Below are 14,848 nucleotides of genomic sequence, written 5' to 3' on the forward strand. Positions count from 1 at the left end.
GTGCGACGCCACCGAACGGAGTTGCCTCGATGACGGAACAGACGGAACAGACGGAGATGACGGAACGGACGGCTGAGAAGGGCCGGACGGAACAGACGCCTCAGTTCCTTGAGCTGCCCGGACTGCCCGAGCTCCCCGGACTGCCCGAGCTCCCGGGACTGCCCGAACCTCTGGAACGGGACACCGTGCCGGACGCGGGGCCGACACCGCGTCCCCTCGGTGAGCTACGGCGCTGGCCCCGGTCGTTCGCCGACCGGCTCACCGCCCCGCTCCCGGGCGTGCGTGCCATGGCCAGGCTCGCTCGCGAGGGGGCCATCCGGCCCCGCCCCGAAGGGCTGCGCGCCATCCCCGACCTGCCGTTCGCGCCGGGTCCGCTGCCGGTGGCCGACACCGACACACTGGCCGTGACGTGGGCGGGGCACGCCAGTTGGGTCGTCCGCATCGGCGGGCTCACCGTCCTGACCGACCCCGTGTGGTCGCGGCGCATTCTCGGCATCCCGCCCCGGATCACTCCTGTCGGGGTGCGCTGGGAGGACCTGCCGCCCGTCGACGCCGTCGTCATCAGCCACAACCATTACGACCACCTCGACGCCCCGACCCTCAAACGGCTCCCGCGCGACACCCCGCTCTTCGTCCCGGCGGGTCTCGGTGGTTGGTTCAGGCGACGCCGTTTCCACCAGGTCACCGAGCTGGACTGGTGGGAGGCCGCCGAATACAAAGGCGTCCGCTTCGACTTCGTACCGGCCCACCACTGGTCCAAGCGCGGGCTCACCGACACCTGCCGCTCGCTGTGGGGCGGCTGGATCCTGGGCGACCGACGGCAGCGCAGGCTCTACTTCGCGGGGGACACCGGGTACGGGCACTGGTTCAAGGAGATCGGCCGCCGGTACGCCGGAATCGATCTGGCGCTGCTCCCCATCGGAGCGTACGCCCCGCGCTGGTGGCTCCAGGACGTCCACACCGACCCGGAAGAAGCCGTGCAGGCCTTCGCGGACCTGGGTGCCCGGCGGATGGCGCCGATGCACTGGGCCGCCTTCGTCCTGTCCGCCGAACCGGTCCTGGAACCGCTCACCCGCGTGAGAGCCGCCTGGGCGCGCGCCGGCCACCCCCGTGAGGACTTGTGGGACCTGCCGGTCGGGGGCTCGCGGGTACTGGCAGAGTCCTGAGGCGTGGCTCGACCCGAGGCGCTCGCATGGGCCCGTGATGGGTGGGCGACGGGCGGCGAGCAGGCCTGAGAGCGCTCTCGGGCCTTCGCGGTGCCGAAGCGCGGAGGACCGGGCTCAATGCCGATGAACACCCGGGAGCGCTCTCACCCGCCCTCCGTCGCGACCTGCCCCCGCCTGCGACGCCGCAGCCGTCGCCAGCCCGCAGGAGCACCACTGATCAGGAGCGTCAGGACCACGGCCACCACCACGCCCTTCCACGGCTCGTCGAAGAGCGAGCCGCCGAGGATGCCGATGAGACCGTACGCACCCGCCCAGGCGAGGCACGCCGGGATGTCGCCGTGTATGAACGCCCGCAGCCGCATGCCGCCCAGCAGGCAGGCCAGCATCACCGGGATCCGTCCGGCCGGCACCAGGCGGGACAGGACCAGGACGACCACTCCGTGGTCGTCGAGCTTGCGCTGAGCCTGTTCCAAGTGGTCCGGCGCGACCCGGCCGCGCAGCGCGCCGAGCCAGCGCGAGCCGTTCTTCGAACGCACCCCGCGCTGTCCGAGCCAGTACAGCGCGACATCGCCGATGAACGCGGCCAGCGCTCCCACCCCGAACACCAGAAGCAGCGAGAACCAGGCGGTCTGATGGAAGGCCACCACCGCCGCAGTCGAAACCAGCGCGCCCGTCGGCACCACCGGGAGCAGGGACCCGAGGGCGACCAGGACGAAGAGCGTCGGGTACCCGGCAGCCTGCTGGGTCGACTCGGGCGTCACCACGGTGGCGACGGCGAGCAGTCGGCCGGGGCTCATCGGGTGGCCTCGATCCGCACGCTCTCACCGTGTTCGAGCCGGTGCGCCGCCGCCTTCGGAGCGAGCCGCGCCGCCTGGCGTACGAACTCCTCGCCCGGCGCGTGGAACTCGTGCGGCCGCACCCCGTCCATGCCGATCGGCCAGTACGTGCCGTAGTGCACCGGCACCGCCGAGAGCGCTCCCAGCGAGGCGAGTGCCTCGGCCGCGCGACCCGCATCGAGGTGCCCCTGCCCCAGGTACGGGCCCCAGCCGCCGACCGGCAGCAGCGCCACGTCCACCGGTCCGACGGTCTCGGCCATGTCGTCGAAGAGACCGGTGTCCCCGGCGAAGTACGTCCTGGCCTCGCCCTCGACGACGTAACCGAGTGCGGGGGAGCGCAGCGGCCCCACGGGCAGCCGGCGCCCGTCGTGCCGGGCGGGCACGGCCCGTACCCGAAGGCCCCCGATCCGGACGGTGTCGCCGGCCCGCACCTCGGTGATGCGCGGCCCGAGCCGTCGCAGCCCGGGCACCGAGCGGGCCGCACCGGCCGGAACGATCAGCCGGGTGCCGGGCGCGACCCGGGCCAGCGAGGGCAGATGCAGATGATCGGCGTGCAGATGAGAGACGAGCACCGCGTCGGCCACCGCGGCCTCGGGCGGTGGGACCGCGCCCCGGCGCCGGCGCAGATGCGCGAGGCGGCGCGCGAAGAGCGGATCCGTGAGCAGCCGCACTCCGGAATCCTCGATCGTGCAGGTGGCGTGACCCCACCAGGTGACCTCCACCGGCACGAAAACCTCTTCTCCGCTCGACTACGACGCATGACGACCGATGACGAGCCTAAGTCTCCCCGCGCGCAAACACGGCCCGGCCGCCGTGGCCTGCCGGACGGGGGCGGCCCCTGTCGGGAAACCTCGGCCGCGGCCGAGGAAGAGGTAAAGCCGAAGAGGAAGAAGAGGTAAAGCCGAAGAGGAAGGGGAAAGGCCGGGGAAGAGGCAGCCGAGGTAGTAGCAAGGAGAGGGAAAGGGAGGGGGAGTAGGGTCGGCCACCGGCAGCTCGTACAGGGGGATGGCATGGACGTCGCGGGCGACAGGGGAGACCAGGCCGGATCGGCCGACTCGGGCGGCCCCGGCGGTCCGGCCGGATCGGCCGACTCGGGCGGCCCCGGCGGTCCGGACGGGTCGGCCGACTCGGGCGGCCCTGGCGGTCCGGCCAACCCGGGCGGCACGCCCGCTGGGGACGGCAGGCCCGGTACGGACGACGTACGAGTGACGGCGATCGCCAGTCTTACCCCGCTCGAAGAGCTCGATCGCGACCCCTTCCTGGTGGACACCCGCAGCCAGCACGACATGTGCGCGAAGTGGGCCGCAGGCCGGGGCTACACCGTCACCCGGCAGCTCCTCTTCTACGGTCTGCGACCGGACCACGCCGGCCTGTGGACAGACGTGGACGCGGGCCTCGTCCATGTCTTCGTCGCCCCCAACGAGCGTGTGCTGGCAAGGGCGTTCACGTCCGTGCCGGAGTTCTCCGCCGAGTGCGAGAGGCGCGGGGTGCGCCTGGAGACGGCCGCCCTCGACGAGCCCGGCTACGACGGGACCGGCAAGGCGCACATCCACCGCCGCCTGTCGATGCCCACCGCCGGATACGACGGCTGCTGAGCCGGGCCGCTCACCACGACGCCACGGCTCCCACCTCCCCTTATGGCAGGGTTGGGGAGGAACGGGCGAGGCGAGAGGCGGGCGGCAGTGGGGCGATGGCGGACGACGGGCAGCGCCCTGCTCCGGGTGATCGTGGTGTGGGTCGTCTCGACGCTCACCATGATGCTGCTCGCCGGGATCCTGCCCGACTTCAAACTCACCTCCGACAACGGCGAGAGCATCACCCGGGTCGCGCTCACCGCGGCATGGGGCGCGGGCGCGTTCGGGCTGCTCAGCGCGCTGGTGTGGCCGCTGGTGGTGCGCGCGTTCCTACTGGTTCCGGCGCTGGTGCTCGGCGTTCTGGTGTTCTTCCTCAACGGCTCCCTGCTCCTGGTCGCGCTCCGCCTGATCCCGACCGGTCATGGCGCGGCCGAGCCGGAGACCGCGGTGATCGTCGCCGCCGTCATGTCGGCCGTGGCGTCGGCGACCTCCACCTCGCTGGCCGTCCGTGACGACGACGCGTATCGGCGCCGGCTCTCGCGGCTCGCCGACCGGCGCCGCCGCAGGCGCGGCCTCGATTCGGCGCCGCAGCCGCCGGGACTCGTCCTCATCCAGCTCGACGGTGTCGGTGAACGCACGCTGCGGCACGCCGTCGACAGCGGCCTGATGCCGACCGTGGCCGCCTGGCTGGAGAGCACCCACCGGCTCACCCCCTGGCGGACCGACTGGTCGAGCCAGACCGGCGCCAGCCAGCTCGGCATCCTGCACGGCAGCAACTTCGACGTGCCGGCCTTCCGCTGGTACGAGAAGGAGAGCGGCGAGGTGATGGTCTCCAACCGGCCCGCATCCGCCGTCGAGCTCCAGCGCCGGGCCGTCGAGCGCACCGGCGACGGCGGGCTGCTCACCGTCGACGGGGCCAGCCGCGGCAATCTGTTCTCGGGCGGCGCCGAACAGGTGGCCCTCGTGCTGACCGCCGCCGCTCGGCGCGGGCGTCGCAACCGCTCTCGCGCCGGATACTTCGCCTACTTCTCCGACCCCGCCAACGCGGTCCGCACCGCGGGCTCCTTCGTCGCCGAGGTCGGCCGGGAGCTCGCCCAGTCCACCCGGGCCCGGCTCCGTGGGGAGAGCCCCCGCATCAAGCGCGGCGGCCTCTACCCCTTCATCCGCGCCTTCGCGACCGTCGTCGAGCGGGATGTGGTCGTCGCCGCCGTCATGGGCGATCTGCTGGCCGGACGCACCGCCGTCTACGCCGACCTCGTCGCCTACGACGAGGTCGCCCACCACTCCGGGCCCCGCGGCCGCGACACCGACCAGGTGCTCAGGCGCCTCGACCGTTCCCTCGCGCTCATCGCCGGCGCGGCCGGACAGGCCCCCCGGCCCTACCGGATCGTGCTCCTGTCCGACCACGGTCAGAGCCCCGGCGAGACCTTTGAGAGCGCTTTCGGCCTGACCCTGAAGGACCTGGTGCGGGCCGGATGCGGGCTGCCCGTGCCGCGCCGGGCCCGGCGTACCCGCAGCGGCGCGGAGGCCAGGTACGCGGTGCGGGTCGCGCTGCACCGGCCGGTCGAGGAGGGCGAGGCGCATCCTGCGCGGCCCGGGTCCGACCCGATCGTGCTCGCCTCCGGCAACCTGGGCCTGGTCTCCTTCCCCGACGCCGAGGGCCGCCTGACCCGCGAGCAGATCGACCGCCGCCACCCGGCACTGCTCACCACTTTGGCCAACCACCCCGGCATCGGCTTCCTCCTGGTCCGCAGCGAGGAACACGGAGCGGTACTGCTCGGCGGAGGCGGAGGCGGAGGCGGAGGCGGAGACGGAGGCGGGGACGCGGACGGGTACGGAAACGGCGACGGGGGCGAGGGTACGAGCGGGACCGAGGTGCCGTTGTCCCAACTCGTCGACGAGGAAGGCCCGTTGAAGGGCTTTGGCCGCGGCGCCGCCGACGCGGTGCGGCGCACCGACACCTTCCCGCACACCGCCGACATCATGGTCAACTCGATGTACGACCCGGCCACCGGCCGGGTGCACGCCTTCGAGGAACAGATCGGCTCGCACGGCGGCCTGGGCGGCGAGCAGTCGCACCCCTTCCTGCTCTCGCCCGTGGACCTCTCCGCACCGGTACCGGACGGCGGGGAACTGATCGGCGCGGAACAGGTCCACCGGGTCCTGCGGCGCTGGCTGGGCGAGGGCCAGGGCCCGCAGATCCCGGTGGGCGCCGCAGCGTTGACGGAGGCGGAGGATTCGCCGCCGACAGCCCAAACGGAAGGATCATTTCCGGTTGTTGGCCGGGTGGTACAGGACAAAACCTGCTGATTTGGTGCGCTGCCTCACGTACCCGACCATGGTCAGGTTTGTCCCGTACGAGAGGCCTGCCACCCCGTCATGACCACGCAAGAAGCCCAGAGCAAGCACGCCCGGCAATTCGGCCTGCCGGTCGCCATCTCGCTGGTCATGGGCAACATCATCGGTGGCGGGATCTTCCTGCTGCCGGCCTCCGTCGCCCCGTTCGGCACCATCAGCCTGGTCGCGTTCGCCGTGCTCACGGCGGGCGCGATCACGCTCGCCCTGGTCTTCGGCCGGCTCGCCGAACGCCACCCCCAGACCGGCGGCCCCTACGTCTACGCCCGCGCGGCCTTCGGCGACTTCGCCGGGTTCCTCGCCGCCTGGTCCTACTGGATCACCACCTGGGTCTCCAACGCGGCCCTCGCGGTCGCCGCCGTCGGCTACCTCGACGTCCTCATACCCGTACACGAGTCCAAGGCGGCGACGATCACCGCCGCCCTGGTCCTCCAATGGCTCCCGGCCCTCGCCAACCTCGCGGGCACCCGCTATGTAGGAGCGGTCCAACTCGTCGCCACGGTACTGAAGTTCGCCCCGCTGCTCCTCGTCGCGGTCGGCGGACTGTTCTTCTTCGACCCCGCCAACCTCGGCCCCTTCCAGACGGGCGGTCAGTCCGGGCTCGGCGCGATCTCCGCCTCCGCCGCGATCCTCCTCTTCAGCTACCTCGGCGTCGAATCGGCCGCCGTGAGTGCGGGCGAGGTCCGCGATCCGCGCCGCAACGTCGGACGCGCCACCATCCTCGGCACGCTCGGCGCCGCCGTGATCTACCTCCTGGGAACGCTCTCCGTCTTCGGTACGGTCCCGCACGACCGGCTCGTCGCCTCCACCGCACCCTTCACGGACGCCGTGAACTCCATGTTCGGCGGCTCCTGGGGTGGCGTCGCGGTCGCACTCGCCGCCCTCGTCTCGATGGTCGGCGCCCTCAACGGCTGGACCCTGCTCAGCGCCCAGACCCCGTACGCCGCCGCCAAGGACGGCCTCTTCCCGCAGGTGTTCGGGAAGAAGAGGCGCGGCGTCCCGACCGTCGGCGTCCTGGTCACCGCCGTGCTCGCCTCGCTCCTCACCGTCTACAACTACACCGCCGGATCGAAGGGCGTCTTCGAGATCCTGGTCCTGGTGACCACCTTCACGGCCACCGTCCCCTACCTCCTGTCGACGGCGGCCCAGATCTACTTCCTCGCCTCAGGCCAGTCGGAGCGCGTAAGCCGTTCCCGCCTGGTGCGCGACGCGGTTCTCGCCGTCCTCGCCTCCGGCTTCTCCATGTGGCTGGTGGCGGGCTCCGGATACGAGGCCGTCTACCAGGGCGTCCTGTTCCTCTTCGCGGGTGTCCTCGTGTACGCGTGGATGGCCGCACGCAAGCAGCACGGCCAGGCCCCGCCCTCCGCCTCCACTGCCTCCACCGAGCCCTCCGCCTCCACCGAGTCCCGCGAAGCCCGCGAGGCCCGCGTCTGACGTGTTGTTCGCCACGGTCACCGGCCCCGAGAGGGGCGCGCGGGCCTCGCGGGCCGGGGCATAACGGACGTACCGGCAGTAGCGGTTGTCTGCGAGTGGATCATGTGTGGTGGGATGAGTTGATGCGAACCCCCACCCGCATGTACCCCCGTTACCGCAACCCCTATGACGAACTGGCCGCACTGGCCGACCCCGAGCCGGACCCCCACCCGGCCGACGCCTCCTGGACCGACGCCGCTCACACGACCCAGGAACCGGCCAACGCAACGCATGACTCCCCTCGCCCCGCCACGCACGACTCCTCTCGTGCCACTCAGGAACCAGCTCAAGCCACCCGGGAAATACCTGAAGCGATACCCGGCCGGACCACGCCCCCGGCCGGCCCCGGTCTGCGACCCGGCCAGGGGTCCGGCCCGAGCCCAGAAGAGCTCCCCTTCTTCGGCGCCGACGTCGGCGTCGGCGATCGCGAGGGCGACGGCGGCAGCACGGCGACCGGCCCCGGCGAGGATTTCTTTGCCCCGCCGCGCGGCCGCCGACGCGCCGAGCCGGGGCGCCGCACCAGGCGCGGACGCCGGCGCCGCAGCAGCCTGCTCGCCGCCGTGCCCCGCACCGCGAAGCTGCTCGTCGCCCTGTCCGTGGGTGCCGGATTCCTGATCCTCGGGGACCGGTGCGCGGTGATGTACGCCGAGAAGAAGGCACAGCAGGAGCTCCAGTCCGAGCTCCACCTGGAGGCCGCGCCCCAGGTCGACATCCACGGCTTCCCCTTCTTCACTCAGGTCCTGGACAAGCGGCTACAGCGCGTGGACGTGACCGTGCCCCATGTTCCGGCCGACCGGATCTCGCTGGCGAAGGTGCAGGCCGACGCCCAGGACATCCGGCTGACGGGCAACCTGCCGAGCGACATCAGCGGCGCGGTCATCGGCCGACTCAACGGAGAGATCACGCTCTCTTTCGACGATATGAACCGCGAACTGGCCGCATCCCAGGTCAAGTTCACCCGACGCGGCGACAACTCGGTCGGCGCCGACGGACAGTTGACCATCGCGGGACAGGAACTGCGGGTCAGCGCCGAGGCCCGGCTGCGTCTCGTCGGCGATCACGGCCTGTCCACGGACATCGACGGCATGAGCCTCGACATGCCCGGCATCGCCACCTATCGGCCCGGTCGCGACCGGGGCCTGACCCTGCACCGCGAGACCGCCGAACTCATCAGTCGCGACACCGCCCGCGCGAAGGCACTGCTCGCGGTGCCGGCCGTGGTGAAGCGGCTCGGAGTGCCGGACGAGGACGTCCAGTTGGCCCTGCACAACGAGCAGAAGCTGCACGAGCTGGTCGGCACGCCCCGGTTCGCCGAACAGCTGACCCACGTCAACCTCGTCGACGTGGTGGTGGACCACCCCTGGCTGCTCTCGAAGATCGGCATCGACCCGAAGCTGATCGCGGGGGTGCTCGCCATGCGGCCCCCGGAGCTGTCCGACCGTCTGTCCTTCTCGTTCACGCTCCCCCAGCAGGCGCGGGACCTGCACCTGCGCGCGGTACGCGTCGAGAAGAACGGCATCGTCGCGACCGCCACCGGCACGGGTCTCGCCGTCGGCAAAAGCGGTTAGCGGCCGTCGGCGCGGGCGACTGGCGCGTGTCCCGCGCAGGGCAGTGTGCCGTCAATGCCTCCGCCCGCCCCCGGGGCGGGCGGCCTCTGGGGGTGCGAACCCCGACGAATGCGCGGATGCTGGGTTGAGCCAGCATCCGCGAGGAGGCAGATATGTCGATGCTCGACAAGCTCAAGGACCTGATCAAGGGCCACCCGGACCAGGCGCGACAGGGCGTTGAGAAGGCGGGTGACGCCTTCGACGCGAAGACCGGCAACAAGTACCAGAGCCAGGTCGACACGGCTCAGCAGAAGCTCAACGAGCAGCTGGGCTCCGACCGGCCGCAGAACCCCCCGCCGGGGACCTAGCGCGGCGGTACGCGGAGTCTGTTTCACAGAATCCGTTGCGCCGAATCCGTTGCGCCGAGTCGGTCGCACGGGATCGGCGCGCCGAGCGACGCGGCGGCGTCAATACGTCAAGAGGAGTCACCCGGTAGAGCGGATCTGCCCCGGATCCGCGCACGTCACGGGTGTCCCTGGGCAGAGCTGTCCTCATGCCGTCCGCCTCCCTCGCCACCCTGCGCCGCGCCCTTGTCGTGCTGATGGTGCTCGGCGCGCTGTTCGGGGCGGCGCCCGGCGTGCAGACGTGCGAGGGGCGGACGGCGAGTTCGGCCGAGGTGTCGATGGCACCCGAACCGTCGAACGAGGGCGTGCCCGACGCGGCCGATGCCGTACTTCCCGTCCAGCCGAGCCGGATCGCACGGCCGGGCCGGCCCACGGCGGTCGACGCCGAGCGGCCGGAGCCGGCGCCGACGCCCGCCACCCCGAACGACGACGCCCGTACGCCCGCCATGGCGACGGGCGTCCGCTGTGTGGTGCTGCGCTGCTGACCGTTCCGTACGGAACCAGGTCGGACAGCCAACTCACTTACACAGCAAGGTGGTTCAGTCATGCCCATCGACCCCTTCGCGGCGCTCAACGCCATGATCCGCGCCGAAGCCGCGCGGGTACGGCCCGCCGGTGCCCGCCTCCCCGAGGACGGGGCGAGCCCGGCCGAGGGCGAGGAGGAGCCCACGAGGCAGCAGCACCAGGACGACCGACAGACCGGCTAGCGAGGCGAGCCGGCCGCCACGGGAGGCCGGCACGACAGACGGCCGTGACGGGCCGGCCAGGGGGAGGAGGCAGGGCTGCTGAGAGCGCTCTCAGCAGCCCTGCTCACCCCAGCGGATCGGACCCCCAGCGGGTCGGACGCTCGGGTCGGACGCCCAGCGGGTCGGACGCCCGCCGGGACGGCCTGACGCCCGGTCGATGGCTACGTGCGCGTCGCGCGGGCCAGCCCCAGGGCGTACTCGGGCCACCAGCGCCCCGCCTTCGGGCCGCCCCGGCAAGAGCCGTCCGACTCACCGGGGCGCTTGATCCACAGGTAGGCGTCGATCAGCGGGTCCCCGGTGGCCGCCGTGGGCGGGGTGCCGAGGGCCCGGCCGGGCGGGTTGCACCAGTTGTCGGTACCGGAGTAGGGGCCGTTGCCGTTGCGGCTGGTGTCGACCACGAAGTGCTTGCCGCCGAGCGCGGCCGACAGCCGGTGCCCGTACTCGGCGCTGGCCGCGTTCGTCTGGAACGACGAGACGTTGAGCGAGAAGCCGTCCGCCTGCTCCACTCCCGCCTGCCGCAACGGCTCAAGCAGGGTCGTTTGGTCGGTGATCCAGGCGGAGTGGCCGGCGTCCAGGTACACCTTGGTCGCGGGCCCGCGCTTCAACTCCCGTACCGCATAGGCGAGTAGGGACAGTCGCTCGGCGGAAGGCGCTCCCGGGCACCCGCTCACCAGGTGGGCGATGGCGTCCGGCTCGACAATGACGACGGCCGCACGGTCGCCGATGCCGCGCGCGAACGCGTCCACCCACGTCCGATAGGCGGTCGCGTTCGCGGCGCCGCCGCGCGACTCGCCGTCGCAGTCGCGATGCGGGATGTCGTACGCGACGAGGACCGGGACCCGTCCGGCCCGGGCGGCCGAGCCCGTGAGGTCGCGCACCTGCTGCTCGACCCCCTCCGGCCGTGGCCAGTCAGCCTGGGGCCGGAGCGAGATCCGCTCGATCAGCGCCGCGTCCGATTCCCGGCCGGCCCGCCGCCACTCGGAGACCTGCTCGGCGGCCGGCCCATCGGGGTTCACCCAGTACGGGCCCGGATACGGATCGGCGGGCGACGGTGATGGGGAAGGCGAGGGGACGGGTACGGGGACGGCCCCCGGGGCGCCGGGAGCGGTGAACCCCAGCGAGAGCGCGGCGGTGAGCACCGCGAGGCCGTAGCGGATAGGGGAGCGTGACCAGCCGGACATAGGACTCCAAGAATGACGAACCCACTGATTCGGGAGATCTTGGCACTCCGGGCCCACCGAGCGCCCGGACCCGGGGCCGTACGTGGGGCTGTTCGGGGGAACGGGCGTATATGGCCTGGCCGTCCTCCCTCGCCCGCGGGGATCAGCCAGGGATCAGACAGGGATCAGACGGGGATCAACCAGTAATCAGCCAGGGATCAGGCGGGGATGAGCCAGGGATCAGGCTTGGTTCCGGCGGGTTGTGGGGAGGCCTGCGCGCTGTGGCCCTGGCATGGCAGGCCGCGTTTCGGGTCAGCCGGGCCAGCCCGGGCAGACCGTGTGCCGGCAGGCCCGTACACCTCGGTCAGCCCGCCTCGCGCACGTGGAGATGACCGTCCCGGGGGTAGGGCGGCTCGGCCGGGAGGATCCGCTCGAAGTGGTAGCCGGTCTTCGCCGCGACCCGGCACGAGGCGAGGTTGTCGACCTGGTGGATCAGCTTGATGCGGCGCAGTCCATCGCCCGCGAAGTTCTCCAACGCCCACGTTGAGAGCGCTTCCACGGCGCGTGGTGCCACGCCCTGCCCGCGCGCGTGAGCCATCACCCAGTAGCCGACCTCGGCGGCCTCGGGGCCGGACGCCTCGCTCCATCTGAGGGAGATGTTCCCCAGGATGGTGCCTCCCTGCGGCTGGACTTGATCGGCTCGGGCGGCTGAGTCCCTTGCGTCCGCTGGGTCCGCTGAGTACGCCCGTTCTGCCTGCTGCAAGCGCTCCAGGCGCTCCGCGTGCTGCGGATTCCGCTCATGGGCGGCGCAGACGGCGAAGGAGAGGCGGGTCCCGCTCTCGGTTCCCCGGCGTTGGATGTCGAGCCACCGCAGCGCGTCCGCGCGGCCGGCGATCGGCTTGGTGGTCCAGCGGGATATCTCGGGATCGCCGTATGCCTCGATCACCGTTTGGGCGTCGCTCGTGCGCCAGGGCCGCAACACGAGCGCGCCCGAGGCCCCGGTCGCCGCCACCCGCAAGGTTCCCGTCGTTCCCGTCATCCCTGTGACCCCCCTTGGCGACACTGTTCCGTGAAGCGCGTGCTCGGCGCCTGCGCCGGGCCGTCCGCTCCGGAGCCAAGGGTACGGAGGGTGACGTGGCGGCCCCTCATGGGGAACCGTCAACTTCCCTGATGGGTGGCGGAGTTACGGGCCTGGGTCACTTCGCGGGTCGTTCCGTCAGGAGGTTGGCAACCGCCTGCTCGGTCCACAGGCCCGCCGTGCCCGGGCGCCCCGCCAGATACGTGGTCACCGCGCGCTCGTCCCAGGCACCCGCCTCAAGGAGCCCCTCCGCCAGGTGTCCGAGGTAGGCGGCCGAGGGCGCGGTCCAGTCCACCTCGTCCATGCGCCAGGGCGCGGTGAACGTGAGCACGGGTCGCCCGTCGAGCTGTCCGCCGTGGACGAGGGTTTCGTAGCGCCCTTCGCCGAGGGTGGACCGGCCCGTGCCCAGTACCTCGGTGAGGTCGAGGTCCGCCCCGGGCTCCCGGTACATCTCCTGCGCCGCGATGTCCGCGAACTGACCTACCGTCACCAGGTGGGCGCGGGCGTACACAAGGCCGTCCGCACCAGGGTCGTAGAAGGCCCGGCCGCCCCGCCAGACGGGGGACCGGGTCGCGAAGTACAGCGCCCCCGGGAGTTCCACCGGCACCGACCGGACGGGCGGCCGCCGATCCCGGCACCCCGGATAGGACCGGGCCGCTCCCTCCGGACGCCCGCCCCGGATGTAGTACGCGAGCCGGTCGAGATGCATGTTGGAGCCGTACGAGGCGTACCAGATCAGCCCGTCCGAGCCGGGGCACTCCGGGCCGGAGCCGTCCGAGCTGGAGTGCTCCGGGCGGGCGCAGTGCGGGCGGGATCCGCCCCGGCCCGGCGAGCCCGTGCCCAAGCCCGTGCCCGTGCCCGTACCCAAGCCGTCCAAGTCCGAGCCCAAGTCCAAGCCCCGCGCGTCCGGCCCTGCGCCCCGCGCGTCCGACCCCGGGGTTTCCGCATCCGACCCCGGGGCGTCCGAAGTGACTGGACGCCGGTCACCCGTATCGCTGTCGTCCACGGCAGCACCTCCGCCCTTCGCCGCACGGTTCACCCCACGCGTTACCGCATGCCTTGCCGCATGCCCTGCCGCGCGCGTCGCATCCAAGGCGATGGCCAACTCCATGACCCCGCTGGTAATCGACCCCTCGCCCGCCTCCCGGCAGAGTTGCCGACATCGGGACCCGGGCGGCGCACTCCGGTCGGGTCCCGGGTTCCCGACCGGTAGAACGTACTTCACGGAGGCTGATTTCCATGTCCGAGACCCGCTACGAGACCGCCGTCACCCGCTACTTCGAGGCGTGGAACGCCGACTCGGCCGAGTCCATCGCCAAGGCCGTGGCGGCCGGGTGGACCGAGGACGGCACCTACACCGACCCGCTCGTCGAGGTCGCCGGGCACGACGGGATCGCCGCCGTGATCACGGGGGCGCGGGCGCGGTTTCCGGGGTTCGCGTTCCGGCCGCTCGGCGCGGTCGACGGGAACCACGACATCGCCCGCTTCGGATGGGAGCTGGTGTCGGTGGCAGACGGCTCCGCACCCGTCGCCGGGTTCGATGTGATCACCCTTGCCGAGGACGGCCGGATCCGTTCCGTCGCCGGCTTCCTGGACCGCGTACCGGCTACGGCATGAGCGACTGAAGGTACTTCGCCGTCTCCGGATCGGCCGGCAGGAACGTCTCGATGGCCAGTTCGGAGACGGTGACGTCCATGGGCGTATTGAACGTGGCGATGGTCGAGATGAAGGAAAGCACCGTGCCCGCGTGCTCGATGCGCAGGGGCAGTGCGAAGGGAATCGCGGGGTGAACGCTCGCATCGCCCGATCCCTCCGCGTCCGCCGATGCCGATGCCGACGCCGAGGGCACGGGTTGTACGGGTTGCACGGGATGCACGGGATGCACGGGATGCACGGGTGGCTCGGGCCGCACGAAGCACACGGGATGTGCGGCGACCTCTTCGTACAGCTCGCGCAGGGCGTCATTGCGCAGGAGCGCGATCTGCCGCTCCATCTGTTCCAGGAGATGGCCGCGCCACTCGGGGAGGTTGCGGATGCGCGGGGCGAGGCCCTCGGGGTGGAGGGTGAGCCGCATCGCGTTCACCGGCGGGGTGAGCAGATGCGGTGCCACGCCGTCGAGCAGCATTCCCATGCCCCGGTTGGCGGCGAGCACCGTGTACGTCGCGTCCACCATCACGGCCGGGTAGGGGTCGTAGGCCCGCAGCAGCCGCTCCATCCCCTCGCGCAGGGCGCTCATGGACGGGTCGTCGAGCGGGGTCTGTGCGTAGTGCGGGGCGTAACCGGCGGCCAGCAGAAGGGAGTTGCGCTCGCGGACCGGCACGTCGAGGTGTTCGGCGAGGCGCAGGATCATCTCCTCGCTGGGGCGGGACCTGCCGGTCTCGATGAAGCTGATGTGCCGGGCCGAGGAATCGGCGCGCAGCGCGAGCTCCAGCTGGCTGATCCGGCGCTGCTCGCGCCAGCCGCGCAGCATGGGCCCGACTCCCGTACCGAGTGCGGCAGTTGTCATACC

General features: G+C 71.9%; 15 protein-coding genes. 9 read left to right on the forward strand and 6 right to left on the reverse strand.

Annotated features, from left to right (window positions below; genetic code table 11):
• Positions 1 to 29 precede the first annotated feature (29 nt).
• Positions 30 to 1,166, forward strand: coding sequence for an MBL fold metallo-hydrolase (locus ACFYNP_RS05220; protein WP_388404045.1), 1,137 nt, complete (start codon positions 30 to 32; stop codon positions 1,164 to 1,166).
• A 143-nt stretch (positions 1,167 to 1,309) separates the two neighbouring features.
• On the opposite strand, the gene ACFYNP_RS05225 is transcribed toward ACFYNP_RS05220, so the two are convergent.
• The gene (locus ACFYNP_RS05225) at positions 1,310 to 1,963 is read right to left on the reverse strand and encodes a DedA family protein (RefSeq protein WP_388782787.1); all 654 of its coding nucleotides are present in this window, start codon (positions 1,961 to 1,963) and stop codon (positions 1,310 to 1,312) included.
• On the reverse strand, positions 1,960 to 2,730 hold the full coding sequence (locus tag ACFYNP_RS05230; RefSeq protein WP_388782790.1) for an MBL fold metallo-hydrolase: 771 nt from the start codon (positions 2,728 to 2,730) through the stop codon (positions 1,960 to 1,962). The genes ACFYNP_RS05225 and ACFYNP_RS05230 overlap by 4 nt, the downstream gene beginning before the upstream one ends.
• Before the next feature lie 477 nt (positions 2,731 to 3,207).
• Here ACFYNP_RS05230 and ACFYNP_RS05235 point away from each other — a divergent pair, with 477 nt between their 5' ends.
• The 7 genes from ACFYNP_RS05235 to ACFYNP_RS05265 all read left to right on the forward strand — a co-directional run bounded on the left by ACFYNP_RS05235 (position 3,208) and on the right by ACFYNP_RS05265 (position 10,062).
• The gene (locus ACFYNP_RS05235; RefSeq protein WP_388405187.1) at positions 3,208 to 3,597 is read left to right on the forward strand and encodes a hypothetical protein; all 390 of its coding nucleotides are present in this window, start codon (positions 3,208 to 3,210) and stop codon (positions 3,595 to 3,597) included.
• 42 nt (positions 3,598 to 3,639) lie between these two features.
• Positions 3,640 to 5,886 (forward strand): phage holin family protein, encoded by a 2,247-nt coding sequence (locus ACFYNP_RS05240; protein ID WP_388782793.1) that lies wholly within the window; start codon positions 3,640 to 3,642, stop codon positions 5,884 to 5,886.
• A 69-nt stretch (positions 5,887 to 5,955) separates the two neighbouring features.
• Complete coding sequence (locus tag ACFYNP_RS05245) at positions 5,956 to 7,365, forward strand: amino acid permease (protein ID WP_388782795.1); 1,410 nt, start codon at positions 5,956 to 5,958, stop codon at positions 7,363 to 7,365.
• Positions 7,366 to 7,487: 122 nt separating this feature from the next.
• A complete protein-coding gene (locus ACFYNP_RS05250) occupies positions 7,488 to 8,972 on the forward strand; it encodes an LmeA family phospholipid-binding protein (protein ID WP_388782798.1) in 1,485 nt (494 codons plus the stop codon).
• 152 nt (positions 8,973 to 9,124) lie between these two features.
• A complete protein-coding gene (locus ACFYNP_RS05255) occupies positions 9,125 to 9,319 on the forward strand; it encodes an antitoxin (RefSeq protein WP_100575216.1) in 195 nt (64 codons plus the stop codon).
• 185 nt (positions 9,320 to 9,504) lie between these two features.
• A complete protein-coding gene (locus ACFYNP_RS05260; RefSeq protein ID WP_388404063.1) occupies positions 9,505 to 9,840 on the forward strand; it encodes a hypothetical protein in 336 nt (111 codons plus the stop codon).
• Between the two features lie 60 nt (positions 9,841 to 9,900).
• Complete coding sequence (locus tag ACFYNP_RS05265; RefSeq protein ID WP_388404066.1) at positions 9,901 to 10,062, forward strand: hypothetical protein; 162 nt, start codon at positions 9,901 to 9,903, stop codon at positions 10,060 to 10,062.
• Positions 10,063 to 10,262: 200 nt separating this feature from the next.
• Here ACFYNP_RS05265 and ACFYNP_RS05270 read toward each other — a convergent pair whose 3' ends face one another.
• The 3 genes from ACFYNP_RS05270 to ACFYNP_RS05280 all read right to left on the reverse strand — a co-directional run bounded on the left by ACFYNP_RS05270 (position 10,263) and on the right by ACFYNP_RS05280 (position 13,048).
• Positions 10,263 to 11,282: a glycoside hydrolase family 6 protein gene (locus tag ACFYNP_RS05270; protein ID WP_388782800.1), complete on the reverse strand. Its 1,020-nt coding sequence runs from the start codon at positions 11,280 to 11,282 to the stop codon at positions 10,263 to 10,265.
• A gap of 343 nt (positions 11,283 to 11,625) precedes the next feature.
• Positions 11,626 to 12,300 carry a GNAT family N-acetyltransferase gene (locus ACFYNP_RS05275; protein WP_388782803.1) on the reverse strand — a complete coding sequence of 225 codons (675 nt, stop codon included), beginning with the start codon at positions 12,298 to 12,300 and terminating at the stop codon, positions 11,626 to 11,628.
• A 157-nt stretch (positions 12,301 to 12,457) separates the two neighbouring features.
• Entirely contained in the window at positions 12,458 to 13,048 is a 591-nt protein-coding gene (locus ACFYNP_RS05280) for a histone deacetylase (protein ID WP_388783303.1), read from the reverse strand.
• A gap of 530 nt (positions 13,049 to 13,578) precedes the next feature.
• On the opposite strand from ACFYNP_RS05280, the gene ACFYNP_RS05285 reads away from it, so the two are divergent.
• Entirely contained in the window at positions 13,579 to 13,956 is a 378-nt protein-coding gene (locus tag ACFYNP_RS05285; protein ID WP_388404074.1) for a nuclear transport factor 2 family protein, read from the forward strand.
• Here the strand turns inward: ACFYNP_RS05285 and ACFYNP_RS05290 are convergent.
• Positions 13,946 to 14,845 (reverse strand): helix-turn-helix domain-containing protein, encoded by a 900-nt coding sequence (locus tag ACFYNP_RS05290; protein WP_388782805.1) that lies wholly within the window; start codon positions 14,843 to 14,845, stop codon positions 13,946 to 13,948. The genes ACFYNP_RS05285 and ACFYNP_RS05290 overlap by 11 nt on opposite strands.
• Between the last annotated feature and the right edge of the window lie 3 nt (positions 14,846 to 14,848).

The sequence above is a fragment of the Streptomyces sp. NPDC006691 genome (assembly GCF_042869955.1).
Taxonomy (GTDB): domain Bacteria; phylum Actinomycetota; class Actinomycetes; order Streptomycetales; family Streptomycetaceae; genus Streptomyces.